We start from the raw sequence: 13,093 nt of genomic DNA, 5'->3' as shown, positions 1-13,093 counted from the left end.
GGTTCGCCCGCGTCGTTCGACCCGGTCTGTCGCCTACCAGAGTTGGACCGCGGGCGTCCCGCAGTCGTCGCAGACGATGGCGTCGTTGTCTTTGTAGCTCCCGGTCACGAGGTCGCCGTCGCAGTAGGTGCAGTCTTCTTCGTCGAACGTGTCGAGCAGATGCGCGGGTTCGGACATACCCCACGATTCGGCTCCAGTCCCAAGAACATTTCTACGGTTCGATATATCCGCGACCGTAGTACTCCCGAGGCCGACTCGTTCGAGTCGTCGGTCCGCCGGCGACAGTCTCGACTCGCGCTGTGAGACGCGAGACGCACAAAACGGTGAGGCCCGATGAAGTAGTGGTGGGGGTGCCCGGTGACGTGGTGATGGGGGTGCCCGGAGGCGACGGCGAAGCCGCCCGGAAGAGCGTGGGAACGCGTCGAGGGGGAAAAGCGAGTCGGACGTTAGTAGCCCAGTTGCTCGCGGATGAGGACGACGGTGGTGCGGCCCTCCTCGACTTCCTGCCGGAAGATGAGCTGTTTCGCAATCATCGATTCTGCGCCGTAGGCCTCCTTCGCGCGCTCGTTTTCCAGCGGGTACGCGACGGATTCGAGGCGGTCCAGCGCGTCGTCGAGCGTCGGGACGATTTTGTTGATACCGCTGACGATGACGACGTTGCTGGCGGCGAAGGGGTACGCGCCGATGCGACTCCCGGAGAGGTCCGCGGCGACGAGGTCGCCGGTCTGGGCGATGGCGTTGATGCCGCCGAGGAAGTAGTCGGCGGTCTGGGACTCGCGGCGGGCGGCCTGTCGCTCCGCGTCGTCGTCGATGCTCCAAATCTGGTCCGGCAGGCTCTCCCACTCGTGGTCGCCCCCGCTCAGGTAGTCGTCGAACCCGATCTCTTCGAGGGTGGTCGAGTGGCCGTTCATCACGGAGACGCCGGCGGGGATGTGCGACTGTAGAGTTTCGAGGGCCTCGTCGGCCGTGTCGACGACGACGACGTCGAACCCGCTCGCTTCGAGGTTCTCGACGGCCACTTCGACGGCCTCGTCGTCGGGGAGTCGGTCGAGGTCGGCGTCGATGTCGGCGTCGTCTGCGTAGTCGGATTTCTGTTGAGACATGTGTGAGTTGGTGGTGGAGTTGGGTGGGTGCTCCGACGACCAACTGTAGTGTCTATCGGGTGTTAAACGCTCGCTGACGGCGGTGTCAGGTGGTTACGGGCGTGTTACCGGCCCGCCCCGCCGATGCGCCGATGAGTCTACGCCGCTTCGGCGACCCCGCTACCCTAGTCCGAGCGCGTCGCAGAGCGCCGCCACGTCGAGGTTGTCGGCGACGAGCGCGGCGGCGCGGTCGGAGGGGTCGCCCGACGCCCCGGCGTCCGCGTCAGCTTCGGCCGCTCCCGCCGCTCCCGTCGCCGGCCGCTCGCGCCCGGCCGACTCGTACACGGCGTCGACGAACGCGTTCCGCGGCGAGTCGTTGGCGAACAGGTCGTGGATGTACGTCCCCGCGACGCTCCCGAGCGCCGCGCCGTCGCCCGACACCGGCGTCGCGTCGCCGACGATTCGGCTGTCACCCATGTGTATCTCGTAGCCGTCGACGGCCCCCGTCGCGCCGGCCAGCGGTCCCGCGCCGTCGAACTCGACGGAGACGGGTTCGACTCGTTTGTCGCGGGAGAACCGCGTGACTATCGGCAGGCGGCCGAGTCCTTCGACCGTCTCGTCGTCTCCCGAGCCTTCGACGTGGGCGTTCTCGATGGTCTCGCCGAGCAGTTGGTAGCCGCCGCAGATGCCGACGACCGGGCCGTCGAAGGCGGCGAGTTCGTCGCCGAAGCGGGCGTCGCGGAGCGCGAACAGGTCGTCGACCGTGTTCTTGCTTCCGGGGAGGACCACCCCGTCGATACCGTCGAGCGTCGCGTCGAGCGGAAGGTAAGCGACTCGGACGCCCGGCGTCTCGGAGAGCGGGCCGAAGTCCGTCGCGTTCGAGATGCGCGGGAGTCGCGGCACGCCGATGGTGACCGCGCGCTCGGCCGCGACGCCGTCGTCGTCGCCGACGGTGGCGCGCTCGCCTTCCGCGGGGAGCGCGAGGCTGTCTTCCTCCGGGAGTCCGGGGTCGTCGTAGGGAAGCACGCCGAGGACTGGCACGCCGGTCCGCTCCTCGATTTCGTCGAGCCCCGGTTCGAGGAGGCTCGGGTCGCCGCGGAACTTCGTGATGACCGCGCCGACGACGCGGTCGCGCACGTCGTCGGGGAGGAGTTCGAGCGTTCCCAGCAGGCTGGCGAAGACGCCGCCGCGCTCGATGTCGGCCGCGAGGAGGATGTCGGCGTCGGCGAAGCGGGCGGTCTCGATGTTCGCCAAATCGCGGTCGTGGAGGTTTATCTCGGCAATCGAGCCGGCCCCCTCGGCGACGACCACGTCGGCCGCGCTCGCCAGTCGACGGTGCGATTCGACCGCCGCGTTGCGGGCGTCCTCCCAGTGGGTCGCGTAGTAGCCGCCCGCGGAGTTGAGGCCGACCGCCCGGCCGTGGACGACCAGTTGCGACGCCCCGTCGCCGTGGGGCTTGAGCAGGACCGGGTTGTGGTCGGTCGTCGGCGCGACTCGCGCGGCGCGGGCCTGCACGTACTGCGAGACGCCGATTTCGCCGAAACCGTCGCCGTCGGCGGTCGCCACCGCGCGGGCGTTGTTGCTCATGTTCTGGGCCTTGAACGGCGCGACCGAGAGGCCGCGGTCGGCGAACAGGCGACAGAGCCCGGCCGCGACGGTGCTCTTGCCAACGTGGCTCGCGGTCCCCGCGACGAGGAGGGTCGGCGTCGTCATCTGCCGGGAGTCAGGGCCGCTCGGTTCAAAGGTGTTCGTTTCGGCGTCGGGTGGGTTCGACCGCGCCTCGTCGGGCTGAGGGTCCGCCCCTCGACGACCTTCCCCGTCATACTGGGGCGGTCACGTCGGCCCTGTGAAATGTTGCCGGAAGTGGTGCGTTTAGTTCGCTCGCCCGCCCGGTCTATCACGAATGAAAAAACAGTTACTCGTGACGGACTTCCTCGACCGGGCCCGGACGTACTACGGCGATTACGAGGCCGTCGTCGGCGTCGACGGCGAGCGCTTTACCTACGCGGAGTTCGGCGAGCGGGTGGACAGGTTTTCGGCGGCGTTGCAATCGCGCGGCGTCGAGAAGGGCGACCGGGTCGCGGTGCTCGACCCCAACACGCACTACCACCTCGAAGCGGCCTTCGGCGCGATGCAGTGCGGCGCGCTCCACGTCCCGCTGAACTACCGGCTCACGACCGAGGACTACGAGTACTTGCTCTCGGACTCCGGCGCGAGCGTGGTCTACGCCGACTACCAGTACGCGGGGAACATCGAGGCCGTCCGCGACGACGTGCCCGCCGAGGTGTTCGTGACGAACGACCCCGCCGCCGTCGACGGCGAGTGGCTCGACTTCGAGGCGTTCCTCGACGAGGCCGACGCCGACGACTACGAGCGCCCCGAGATGTCCGAGGACGAACTCATCACCATCAACTACACCTCGGGGACGACCGGCGACCCGAAGGGCGTCTGCCGAACCCACCGCACCGAGTCGCTCCACGCCCAACTGGTGACGATTCACCACCACATCGCGGACGACGACGTCTACCTCTGGACGCTCCCGATGTTCCACGTCAACGGCTGGGGCCACATCTACGCCGTCACCGGCCGCGGCGCGAAACACGTCTGCACCCGGGGGGTCGACGCCGAGCCGGTGTTCGACGCCATCACCGAGGAAGACGTGTCCTTCTTCTGCTGTGCGCCGACCGTGCTGTCAATCCTGCGCGAGTACGCCGAGGAGCACGACCCGGCCTACGCCGGCGACAACCCGGTCCGCGTGACCGCCGCGGGAAGCGCCGCCCCGAGCGCGACGATTCGTCACACCGAATCCGAGTTCGGCTGGGAGTTCACCCAACTGTACGGCGCGACCGAGACCGGCCCCCTCATCGCCACCTCGGACGCGAACCGCCTCATCCCCGACGAGGGAGGCCTGCGCTTCTCGCTCAAACAGCGGCAGGGCGTCGCCCCGCTCGGCACCGACCTGCGCGTCGTCGACGAGGACGGCGAGCAGGTCCCGCGCGATGACGCCACCATCGGCGAGGTGGTCGTCCGCGGCAATCAGGTGATGGAGAAGTACTGGAACAAGCCCGACGAGACCCACGACGCCTTCAACGACCGCCTCGAAGGCTGGTACCACACCGGCGACCTCGCGGTCGTCAACGAGGACGGCATGATAGCGATTCAGGACCGCAAGAAGGACATCATCATCTCCGGCGGCGAGAACATCTCCTCGGTCGAACTGGAGGACGCGCTGTTCGACCACGACGCCGTCGGCGACGTGGCGGTCATCCCCTCTCCGTCCGAGAAGTGGGGCGAGACGCCGAAGGCGTTCGTCGTCCCCGCGAACGGCGACGTGGAGAACCCCGGCGTCACCGTCGAGGAGCTGACCGAGTACACCCGCGACCGCCTCGCCGGCTACAAGGCCATCCGCGAGTTCGAGTTCGTCGAGGAGATTCCCAAGACGGCGACCGGAAAGATTCAGAAGTACGAACTCCGCAAACGCGAGTGGGACGACGAAGAGCGGATGGTCGGACAGGGGTAGCCGTCGTCATCGACCCGTCCGGCGGCTCGGTGGCTTGGGGACTCGGCAGTCCGGCGACCCGGCGACCCGACAATCCGGCAACCCGGCGACCCGACAATCCGGCAACCCGGCGACCCGGCAGTCCGGCGACCCGGCAGTCCGGCGACCCGGCAGTCCGGCAATCCGGCGACCCGGCAATCTGACGCCTCGCCCGTCCTCGATTCGGCTGACGAGTGACGATTCGGCCGCACGGTGCGGCGTTTGGTTCGCTTTCCGCACCAATCACCATTTGAGCACCCCCCGACTAGCTTGGCGTATGTGCCACGACTGCGACCGACCCGTCGCTCGTCGAACCGTGTTGTCCGCGGTCGGTGCCGCGGGCGTCGCCGCCACGGCGGGGTGTCTGGGAGGCGTCGGAACCGACGGCGGCGGCAACGCTCCCGAGGCAATCGCACTGACCGGCGGCGAGCAGTGCGACGCCTGCGGGATGGTCATCGACCAGTACCCCGGCCCCGCCGGGCAACTGTTCTACGACGACCACAGCCCCGAGAGTCACGACAACCCGGCGCGGTTCTGTAGCGCCTGGGAGACGTTTTCCTACGCGCTCGACCGCGAGGACGACGGTTGGAATCGCGCCGGCGGCTACCTCACGGACTACAGTCGCGTCGAGTACGACCTGTTCGACGACGGCGGCCAGACGTTCATCTCCGCGCACCTCGACGCCGACGCGTTCGCGCCGATGGCCGAACTCGTCTACGTCGTCGGCACCGACGTCAACGGGTCGATGGGCCCCGACTTCGTCCCGTTTTCCGACGACGGCGACGCCGAGACCTTCGCCGACGCGCACGACGGAGCCGTCTACGAGCGCGCCGACATCTCGCGCGACCTCATCGTCCGGCGCTGAGCGCTCAGGCGCTCTCTTTCGGTCGTTCCCGATTCCTTAGATTCGGAAATCACGCTCTCTTTATATGCTCTCGGCGGCCGTTCGTTCATTTGTTAGGTGAAAGACAATGGCCGCTAACTCACAAATCGAGATGCTGGGGAACAGAATGGACTTCGACTACTCGCAGGGCGTCACGGGCTACGTGCTCGTGCTGACTCGCCTCATCACCGGCTACTGGTTCTTCCACGCCGGCGTGACGAAAATCGTCGGCGAGCCGTTCAGCGCCGCGGGCTACCTCGCGAACGCCCCCGCCGCCTCGCCCCTTCAGGGCTTCTTCGCGTGGGCCGCCGCGACTCCGTGGCTCCTCGACCTCACGAACGTCATGGTTCCGTGGGGCGAGACGCTCATCGGTCTCGGACTCCTCGTGGGCGCACTCGTCCGGCTCGCCGCCTTCTTCGGCGGCGTCCTGATGGTGTTCTTCTACCTGGGGAACGCCGAGTGGGCCCACGGCGTGGTCAACGGCGACCTGTTCGGGCTGATGATGTTCGCCATCGTCGGGACCCTCGCGGCGGGCCGCATCCTCGGCCTCGACGCCGTCATCGAGAAGATGGAGTTCGTTCAACAGCACCCCGTGCTCAAGAACCTCCTCGGCTGAGCGGGACTTCCTTCCCCCGCGCGGCCCTGTCGGTGCGCCGCGGTGACCCACCAACGCCACCGCGCCCGGCGCGCTTCGACGAACGAAAGAACACTCCGAACGACGAGACTGATTTTCCCGACTACTTCCTGTCGAGCCTGCTGAGCCCCTGCCAAATCGCCTCGATAAGCTTCGTCTCCCCGTCGAGTTCGTCCGTCGCGTCGTCTTCTCCCGGCGGTTCGCCTTCGCTCTCGCTCTCGCCGTCGACCTCGTCCCAGCCGCGGGCGATGGCGTCTTCGAGGACGGAAAGCGAGTGGTTCTCGAAGTTGTTCATGCCCCGGAACGATTCGAGCGCCGCGACTGCCTCGTCGTCGAACTCGCCGCTCGGCGTCCCGTCGTAGAAGCCGAGGTTCGACAGCGTTTCGAGGACCGCTTCGGCCGTCTCACCCGACAGCGACTTGGTTTCGGCGGGCGCTTCGCGCTCCAAGAGCGTGATGTCGTACAGCTTGAACACGCGTTCGAGTTCGGCTATCGGGCGGTCGTGGTCGTCGACGCGCACGTCGACCCAGCGGTCGTTGCCGCCGTCGTAGCCCCCCTCGGGCTTGGCGATGTACATCGCCGCGGACTGCTCGCCGCGCTTGTCGCCGCCGGCGTCGTTGCCGGCGTGGAGCGCCGCGAGCAGGCGCTCCGGGAGCCCGCCCTCGGTCGTCTCGAACGCCTCGGCCATCGAGTCGAGCGTCGCCTCGTTTTCGAGGATATTCCCCTGGACCGTGTAGTTCTCTCCTTGGATGTCGCCGGCTACGTCGAAGCACTCGTCGCCGGTGAACGCCGCAATGCTTCCGTCGGCCCCCACGACGCCGACCTGCCTGCTCGGGGCCTCGTCGTCGGCGTCGGTCAGTTCGGAAACGACTTCTTCGGCCGAGCGTCCCTCGCGCAGGAGGTCCAATCCGTCGGGGCCGTAGGCGACGTTCGCGAAGCTCTGGGTGGCGATTGCGCCGGCGTCGGCGCTGACGAACGGAACGACGGAGCCGACGCTCACGAACTTCGACTGGACGGCCACGCCGACGGCGTCCTGTTCGGGGTCGCGGGCGACGATGGAGAAGGTCGACGGTCGCGGTGTCATGGGCGGAACCGACGGACGCCGGGCGAATAAGAGTTCGGTGTTCGAGGAGACTCCCGCCCGTTTACGTCGAGATGCGGTCGATGTGCGACTCGATGGCCGTCCGGAGCGACTCGATGGATTCGTCGGGCTCGAACACCGTCAGCCGGCGGGCGCGCGTCCCGGTCAGAATCGAGAGGAACAGCTCGGCCTCGGCGTCGGGGTCGATTGCCTCGAACTCGCCGGCCTCGATTCCGCGTTCGAGGACGTCTCGAAGTAGCCCCTTGAGTTCGGCGTCGACGTGGCGGTACTCATCGCGGCAGTTCTCGTCGTGCGGGGCGTTCACCCGGAGTTCGAACATCGACAGTTGGAGCCGGTAGGCTTCCTCGGAGAGCGTCTCGGGCAGGAGCGCGTCGACCAGCGTTTCGAGTTCCTCTCTGGGCGTGCGGTCCCCCCGCGGGAGGCCGTCGAGGAACTCCGCGAGGACGTAGTCGAGGAAGTCGACGAGGAGCTCGTTTTTCCCGTCGTAGTGGTAGTACAGGAGCGCCTTACTGTTCTCGAACTCGTCGGCGATGTGCTGAATCGTCAGGTTGCCGTAGCCGTGCTTCCGTAGCGCCCTGTACGTCGCCTCCATGATGCGTCGCTTCGCCGGCTCCAACTCCTCGGCGCGGCCGTCCTGCGTCATACTCGGGCAGTTCGCGTTCGACGGAAGTGTCGCTTTCGGGTCGTCGCGGGCGTCGGCGAGTCATCCCGCCGACGACCGCGCTCAGACCCGGACCAAGTAGGCCACCCAGAACAGCACCGAGAGCGAACCCACCCCCGCCAGCAGGTAACTGTAGATGTTTTTCGCGTGGCCGTGTACCTTGTAGCCGCTGTAGACTGAGACGACCCCCGCGATGGGGAGGACGAAAAGCGAGAGCACCGCGCTCAGCCCGCCGACCGCGAGATATCTCCGTGCTGTTGTGTCGTTCATTGCGAGTTCACGTCGCTATTGAACACAAATTTAATATTTAAACCACCGGTCGCGGTACACCGGTTCGGCGACCCGAACCGCTATACGTGTCTGAACAGATATTCAATATATGAATGACCGCGCAGTCAAGCATCCGCTTCTCGCCGCGCTCCTCTCGTCGCTCGTCGCGGGGCTCGGGCAGGTGTATCTCCGCCGCTGGAAGCGCGCGTTCGCGTGGCTCGCCGCCTTCCTCGGCGTCGGTTTCCTGGCGGGTCCCGGCGCGATTGCGACGTACCTCCGAGGCGCGGGCGACGTCTGGACCGCCGCGCCGCTGTTCGTCGTCACCCTCCTCGCCACTATCGACGCGTACGTGGTCGCTCGGGTCCAGAACCGCGCGTCGAAGCGGTCCGAGACGCCGGGTCGAACCTGTCCGAACTGCCGCCGCGCCGCCGACCCGTCGCTGGACTTCTGTGAGTGGTGCGCGACCGAACTCGACTCGCCCCCCGAGTTCGACGGTGAGGCCGACCCCTCGTCAGCGGGGGGTCCCGGACGAGACTGACGCGACCGAGACGACCGAGACGACCAACGCGACCGAGACGACTCAGGCTGTCGAACTCCTGTGTGGCCCGCCTACGAGGGCGGTCTCTCGTCCGGCTCTCGGACTCCGCGCCCGCCCGGCGACAGCGGAGCGACGACTGACGCCCGTATCACCCGCACAATTTCTAAGATTTCCACACTTTTTGACGGCTCCGCTGGGTTCGTCACGCCGTTTCGGCTCACGGCGGTCGTCTGCACATCGCTTAAGAACTCCACCGAGAGTTAGGGTCTCATGGTCACGAATCGCATCACGGTGTCGCTCGACGACGACGCCCAGTCGGCGCTCGACGGGCTCGCCGGTCGGACTGACAAGGCCCAAAGCGAGGTCGTCCGCGAGGCGCTCGTCCGCTACGTGATGAACGACCGCGACAGCCTCGGGTCCCACGCCAACTCCACGCTCCAGAACATCGTCCGCGGGCTAGTGACGCTTCTCGTCGTCTGGCTCGGTCTCCCGCTCTATACGGTCGCCGCCGATATGGGGGTGTTCTGATGGACACAGAGACGCGAATCGGCGTCGACGTCGGCGGCACCTTCACCGACGTGGCGCTGTTGACTCCCGAGGGCCGGCTCGTCACCGCGAAGGTCCCGAGCACGGACGACCAGAGCGTCGGCGTCGTCCGCGGCATCGAGAAGGCCTGCGACGACGCCGGCGTCGACCCGGCCGAGGTGGACGCGTTCACCCACGCGATGACCGTCTCGGTCAACGCCCTCCTCGAAGAGGACGGCGCGACGACCGCGCTCGTCACCACCGAGGGCTTCCGCGACGTGCTCGAAATCGGCCGACAGGCCCGCCCCGACCTCTACGACGTGACCGCCGACAAGCCCGCCCCGCTCGTCCCGCGCCGCCGCCGGTTCGAGGTGACAGAGCGGGCGACCGTCGAGGGCATCCAGACCGAAGTCGACGAGTCGGAGGTTCGCGCGCTCGTCGACGACATCCGCGACGCCGGCGCGGAGAGCGTCGCCGTCTCGCTGTTGCACGCCTACCAGCACCCCGAAAACGAGCGCGTCGTCGCCGACGTGCTCCGCGAGGAACTCGACGCGCCGGTCTCGTCGTCTCACGAGGTGCTCGCCGAGTTCCGCGAGTTCGAGCGCACCTCGACCACCGCGGTCGACGCCTACGTGACGCCGGCCATCGACAGCTACCTCGGCCGCCTCGAATCGCGGGCCGCGGACCTCGGCGTCCCGGTCCCACAGATAATGCAGGCCAACGGCGGCATCGCCCCGGCTTCGACCGTGCGCGAGCACGCCGTGACGACCACGCTGTCCGGGCCGGCCGCGGGCGTCGTCGGCGCGGCGGCGACCGCGATCGACTCCGGCGACGACCTCACCGGTCTCGTCACCTTCGACATGGGCGGCACCTCCAGCGACGTGAGCCTCGTCCGCGACGGCGAGGTCGAGCGGACCACCGACGCCGAAATCAACGGCCGGCCAATCAAGACGCCGATGGTGGACGTGAACACCGTCGGCGCGGGCGGCGGCTCCGTCGCGTGGGTCGACTCGGGCGACGCGCTCCGCGTCGGGCCGCGGTCGTCGGGCGCGAACCCCGGCCCGGCCTGCTACGGCCGCGGCGGGGCCGACCCGACCGTGACGGACGCGAACGTCGTCCTCGGCTATATCGGCGGCAGTTCCGCCCTCGGCGGCGAACTCTCCCTCGACGTGGACGCCGCCCGCGACGCGCTCGCGGGACTCGCCGACGAGGCCGGATTGGACGACGCGCTCGCGGCCGCCCGCGGCGTCTACCGCGTCGCCAACGCCAACATGACGCGGGCGATTCGCGCCGTGACCGTCGAGCGCGGCCACGACCCGCGGCGGTTCGGCCTCGTCGCCTTCGGCGGTGCCGGGCCGATGCACGCCGCCGCGCTCGCCGAGAGCCTCGACATCGAGACCGTTGTCGTCCCGCGGGCCTGCGGCGTCCTCTCGGCGTACGGCCTGCTCGCGGCCGACCAGAAACACGACTCGGTGCGGACGCTCCGCCGCCCGCTTTCCGGCCTCGACGCCGGGGCGGTCGACGCCGCCTACGCCGACCTCGAAGCCGACACGCTCGACGACGTGGCCGACCCCGCCGACGCGGCGGTTCGGCGCGCCGCCGACCTCCGGTACGTCGGCCAGAGCTTCGAACTGACCGTGCCCGTCGGCGAGCCGTTCGACGCCGAGGCGGTCGAAGCGCGGTTCCACGAGGCCCACGAGAGCGCCTACGGCTACCGCCTCGACGACCCGGTCGAACTCGTCAACGTCCGGGCGACCGCCGTGGTCGAGCGCGACCCGCTCGACGTGACTTACCGCGGCGGCGGCGACGCCCGCAAGGACACCCGCGAGGCCTTCTTCGACGGTGCGTTCCGCGAGACACCCGTCTACGACCGCGACGGTCTCGACGCGGGGGCGACCGTGGAGGGGCCGGCTATCCTCGAACAGCACGAGAGCACCGTCGTCGTGCCCCCGGCGTGGGGCGGGACGGTCGGAGCCGACGGGACGCTCGTCCTCACCGGCGGGGGTGACGGCGAATGAGCGACCCCGAGGTCGACCCCGTGACGCTCGAAATCATACGCAACCAGTTCGAGAGCGTCGCCGAGGAGATGGGACAGGTGCTCATCACCTCGTCGTACTCGCCGAACATCAAGGAGCGCCGCGACTGCTCGACGGCGCTGTTCGACGCCGACGGCCGCCTCGTCGCGCAGGCCGAGCACATTCCGGTCCACCTCGGCGCGATGCCCGAAGCCGTGGACACGGTCCTCGATTACGACCCGGAGCCGGGCGACGTGTTCGTCCTCAACGACCCCTTCGAGGGCGGGACGCACCTGCCCGACGTGACGATGGTGTCGCCGCTCGCGGTCGACGACAAGGTGCTCGGCTTCGCCGTCTCGCGGGCGCACCACGCCGACGTGGGGGGGATGACGCCCGGAAGCATGCCCGCCGGCGCGCGCGAAATCTATCAGGAGGGGCTCCGACTGCCACCGGTCAGACTCATCGCCGGCGGCGAGACCAACGACGACGTGCTGTCGCTCCTCTTAGCCAACGTCCGCAACCCCGGCGAGCGCCGCGCCGACATCCGCGCGCAGATCGCGGCGAACGAGCGCGCCGAGGAGCGGTTGGCCGACCTCGTGGCGGAACACGGTCGCGCCCGCGTCCTCGCGGCGTTCGACGCCGTGATGGACTACTCCCGGAACCGCGTCACCGCCGAACTGCGCGACCTGCCCGACGGCGAGTACCGCGCCCGCGACGTGCTCGAAGGCGACGGCGTGACCGACGAAGACATCCCTATCGAGGTGACCGCGACGGTCGACGGCGACACCGTCGCCTTCGACTTCGGCGGCACGGCCGACCAGGTCGCCGGCAACGTCAACGCCCCACTCGCGGTCGCCAAGAGCGCGGTCTACTTCGTCGTTCGGTGCGTCACAGACCCGGAGATTCCGCCGAATCAGGGCTGTTACGACCCTATCTCGGTCGAGGTTCCCGAGGGCTCGCTCCTCAACCCCGACGCCCCCGCGGCGGTCGTCGGCGGCAACGTCGAGACCAGCCAGCGCGTGACCGACGTGGTCTTTTCGGCGCTCGCCGACGCGGCTCCCGAGCGCGTCCCCGCGCAGGGACAGGGCACGATGAACAACCTGACCATCGGCAGTCGCGCCGGCGGTTCGGACGGCTTCACGTACTACGAGACCATCGGCGGCGGGTTCGGCGGTCGCGCCGGCGGCGACGGCATGGACGGCGTGCAGGTCGGGATGACGAACACGCTCAACACGCCGGTCGAGGCCCTGGAGGCCGAGTACCCGCTTTTCGTCGAGGCGTACGGCCTCCGCGAGGGAAGCGGCGGCCGCGGCGAGTTCCGCGGCGGCCTCGGCATCGTTCGGTCGGTCACGGTCGAAACCGACGCGACCGTCTCGCTTCTCACCGAGCGCCGGCGGGTCGCCCCCCGCGGCATCGCCGGCGGCGAGGACGGGGCGACGGGACAGAACCTCGTCGACGGCGAGGCGGTCCCGTCGAAGACGACCCGCGACGTGCCCGCCGGCACGACTGTCACGGTTCGGACGCCGGGCGGCGGCGGCTACGGCGACCCCACCGACCGCGACGTCGACGCCGCCCGCCGGGACCGCGAGGACGAAAAGACGGAGTAGCGTCGACCGCCTCGCGTCCCGTTCGAGCGGTCGTAATCGTCTCTCTCGCCGCTCTCGAATCGGTGACTCCGACCGCGTCGGGGCACACAGTTCACAATTTGTACAATTTGTAAACCGCTCGAACGGTCATCGGCCGTGCGTCACGCGATTGGTCAGGCCACCGCTCGGTCATCGTCCCGGTCCGGCGACGCGCCTTCATCTGTCTCCCCGTCGGGGACGACGAACTCTCTGGATAGAG

12 protein-coding genes and 2 pseudogenes are annotated in these 13,093 nt (G+C 68.6%); 8 read left to right on the top strand and 6 right to left on the bottom strand.

Translation table 11 applies throughout. The annotated features are described in order from the left end of the window. Positions 1-33: 33 nt before the first annotated feature. The 3 genes from ACFQI8_RS00315 to ACFQI8_RS00305 form a co-directional block, all read right to left on the bottom strand. Positions 34-177, bottom strand: coding sequence for an HVO_A0556 family zinc finger protein (locus tag ACFQI8_RS00315; RefSeq protein WP_004967850.1), 144 nt, complete (start codon positions 175-177; stop codon positions 34-36). Between the two features lie 269 nt (positions 178-446). Further along, a complete protein-coding gene (locus ACFQI8_RS00310; protein WP_390242074.1) occupies positions 447-1,103 on the bottom strand; it encodes a lactate utilization protein in 657 nt (218 codons plus the stop codon). 159 nt (positions 1,104-1,262) lie between these two features. Continuing rightward, positions 1,263-2,795: a cobyric acid synthase gene (locus ACFQI8_RS00305; RefSeq protein WP_390242073.1), complete on the bottom strand. Its 1,533-nt coding sequence runs from the start codon at positions 2,793-2,795 to the stop codon at positions 1,263-1,265. A 190-nt stretch (positions 2,796-2,985) separates the two neighbouring features. Here ACFQI8_RS00305 and ACFQI8_RS00300 point away from each other — a divergent pair, with 190 nt between their 5' ends. From ACFQI8_RS00300 to ACFQI8_RS00290, 3 genes are all read left to right on the top strand, one after another. Continuing rightward, complete coding sequence (locus tag ACFQI8_RS00300) at positions 2,986-4,602, top strand: long-chain-fatty-acid--CoA ligase (protein WP_390242071.1); 1,617 nt, start codon at positions 2,986-2,988, stop codon at positions 4,600-4,602. Positions 4,603-4,897: 295 nt separating this feature from the next. Further along, positions 4,898-5,485 (top strand): nitrous oxide reductase accessory protein NosL, encoded by a 588-nt coding sequence (locus ACFQI8_RS00295; protein ID WP_390242070.1) that lies wholly within the window; start codon positions 4,898-4,900, stop codon positions 5,483-5,485. Positions 5,486-5,630: 145 nt separating this feature from the next. Continuing rightward, the gene (locus ACFQI8_RS00290) at positions 5,631-6,119 is read left to right on the top strand and encodes a TQO small subunit DoxD (protein ID WP_390242952.1); all 489 of its coding nucleotides are present in this window, start codon (positions 5,631-5,633) and stop codon (positions 6,117-6,119) included. 121 nt (positions 6,120-6,240) lie between these two features. Here the strand turns inward: ACFQI8_RS00290 and ACFQI8_RS00285 are convergent, their stop codons facing one another. The 3 genes from ACFQI8_RS00285 to ACFQI8_RS00275 all read right to left on the bottom strand — a co-directional run bounded on the left by ACFQI8_RS00285 (position 6,241) and on the right by ACFQI8_RS00275 (position 8,170). Then, a complete protein-coding gene (locus ACFQI8_RS00285) occupies positions 6,241-7,221 on the bottom strand; it encodes a DUF1028 domain-containing protein (protein WP_390242069.1) in 981 nt (326 codons plus the stop codon). Positions 7,222-7,282: 61 nt separating this feature from the next. After that, positions 7,283-7,882, bottom strand: a complete 600-nt coding sequence (locus tag ACFQI8_RS00280; RefSeq protein WP_390242067.1) for a TetR/AcrR family transcriptional regulator — start codon at positions 7,880-7,882, stop codon at positions 7,283-7,285. Positions 7,883-7,963: 81 nt separating this feature from the next. Beyond that, on the bottom strand, positions 7,964-8,170 hold the full coding sequence (locus ACFQI8_RS00275; protein ID WP_390242065.1) for a hypothetical protein: 207 nt from the start codon (positions 8,168-8,170) through the stop codon (positions 7,964-7,966). A 109-nt stretch (positions 8,171-8,279) separates the two neighbouring features. Here ACFQI8_RS00275 and ACFQI8_RS00270 point away from each other — a divergent pair, with 109 nt between their 5' ends. From ACFQI8_RS00270 to ACFQI8_RS00250, 5 genes and pseudogenes are all read left to right on the top strand, one after another. Then, on the top strand, positions 8,280-8,708 hold the full coding sequence (locus tag ACFQI8_RS00270) for a DUF7575 domain-containing protein (RefSeq protein ID WP_390242064.1): 429 nt from the start codon (positions 8,280-8,282) through the stop codon (positions 8,706-8,708). A 270-nt stretch (positions 8,709-8,978) separates the two neighbouring features. Further along, positions 8,979-9,107, top strand: a pseudogene (locus ACFQI8_RS00265) (ribbon-helix-helix protein, CopG family); the annotation flags it as partial. After that, positions 9,096-9,236: pseudogene (locus ACFQI8_RS00260) on the top strand (divalent metal cation transporter); the annotation flags it as partial. The pseudogenes ACFQI8_RS00265 and ACFQI8_RS00260, both read left to right, overlap by 12 nt. Beyond that, on the top strand, positions 9,236-11,251 hold the full coding sequence (locus ACFQI8_RS00255; RefSeq protein WP_390242063.1) for a hydantoinase/oxoprolinase family protein: 2,016 nt from the start codon (positions 9,236-9,238) through the stop codon (positions 11,249-11,251). The pseudogene ACFQI8_RS00260 and the gene ACFQI8_RS00255, both read left to right, overlap by 1 nt. Then, positions 11,248-12,855, top strand: coding sequence for a hydantoinase B/oxoprolinase family protein (locus tag ACFQI8_RS00250; protein WP_390242062.1), 1,608 nt, complete (start codon positions 11,248-11,250; stop codon positions 12,853-12,855). The genes ACFQI8_RS00255 and ACFQI8_RS00250 overlap by 4 nt, the downstream gene beginning before the upstream one ends. Positions 12,856-13,093 lie beyond the last annotated feature (238 nt).

This window comes from Haloferax chudinovii (assembly GCF_042663345.1).
Classification (GTDB): domain Archaea; phylum Halobacteriota; class Halobacteria; order Halobacteriales; family Haloferacaceae; genus Haloferax; species Haloferax chudinovii.
This window is presented reverse-complemented; position numbering and strand designations above follow the sequence as displayed.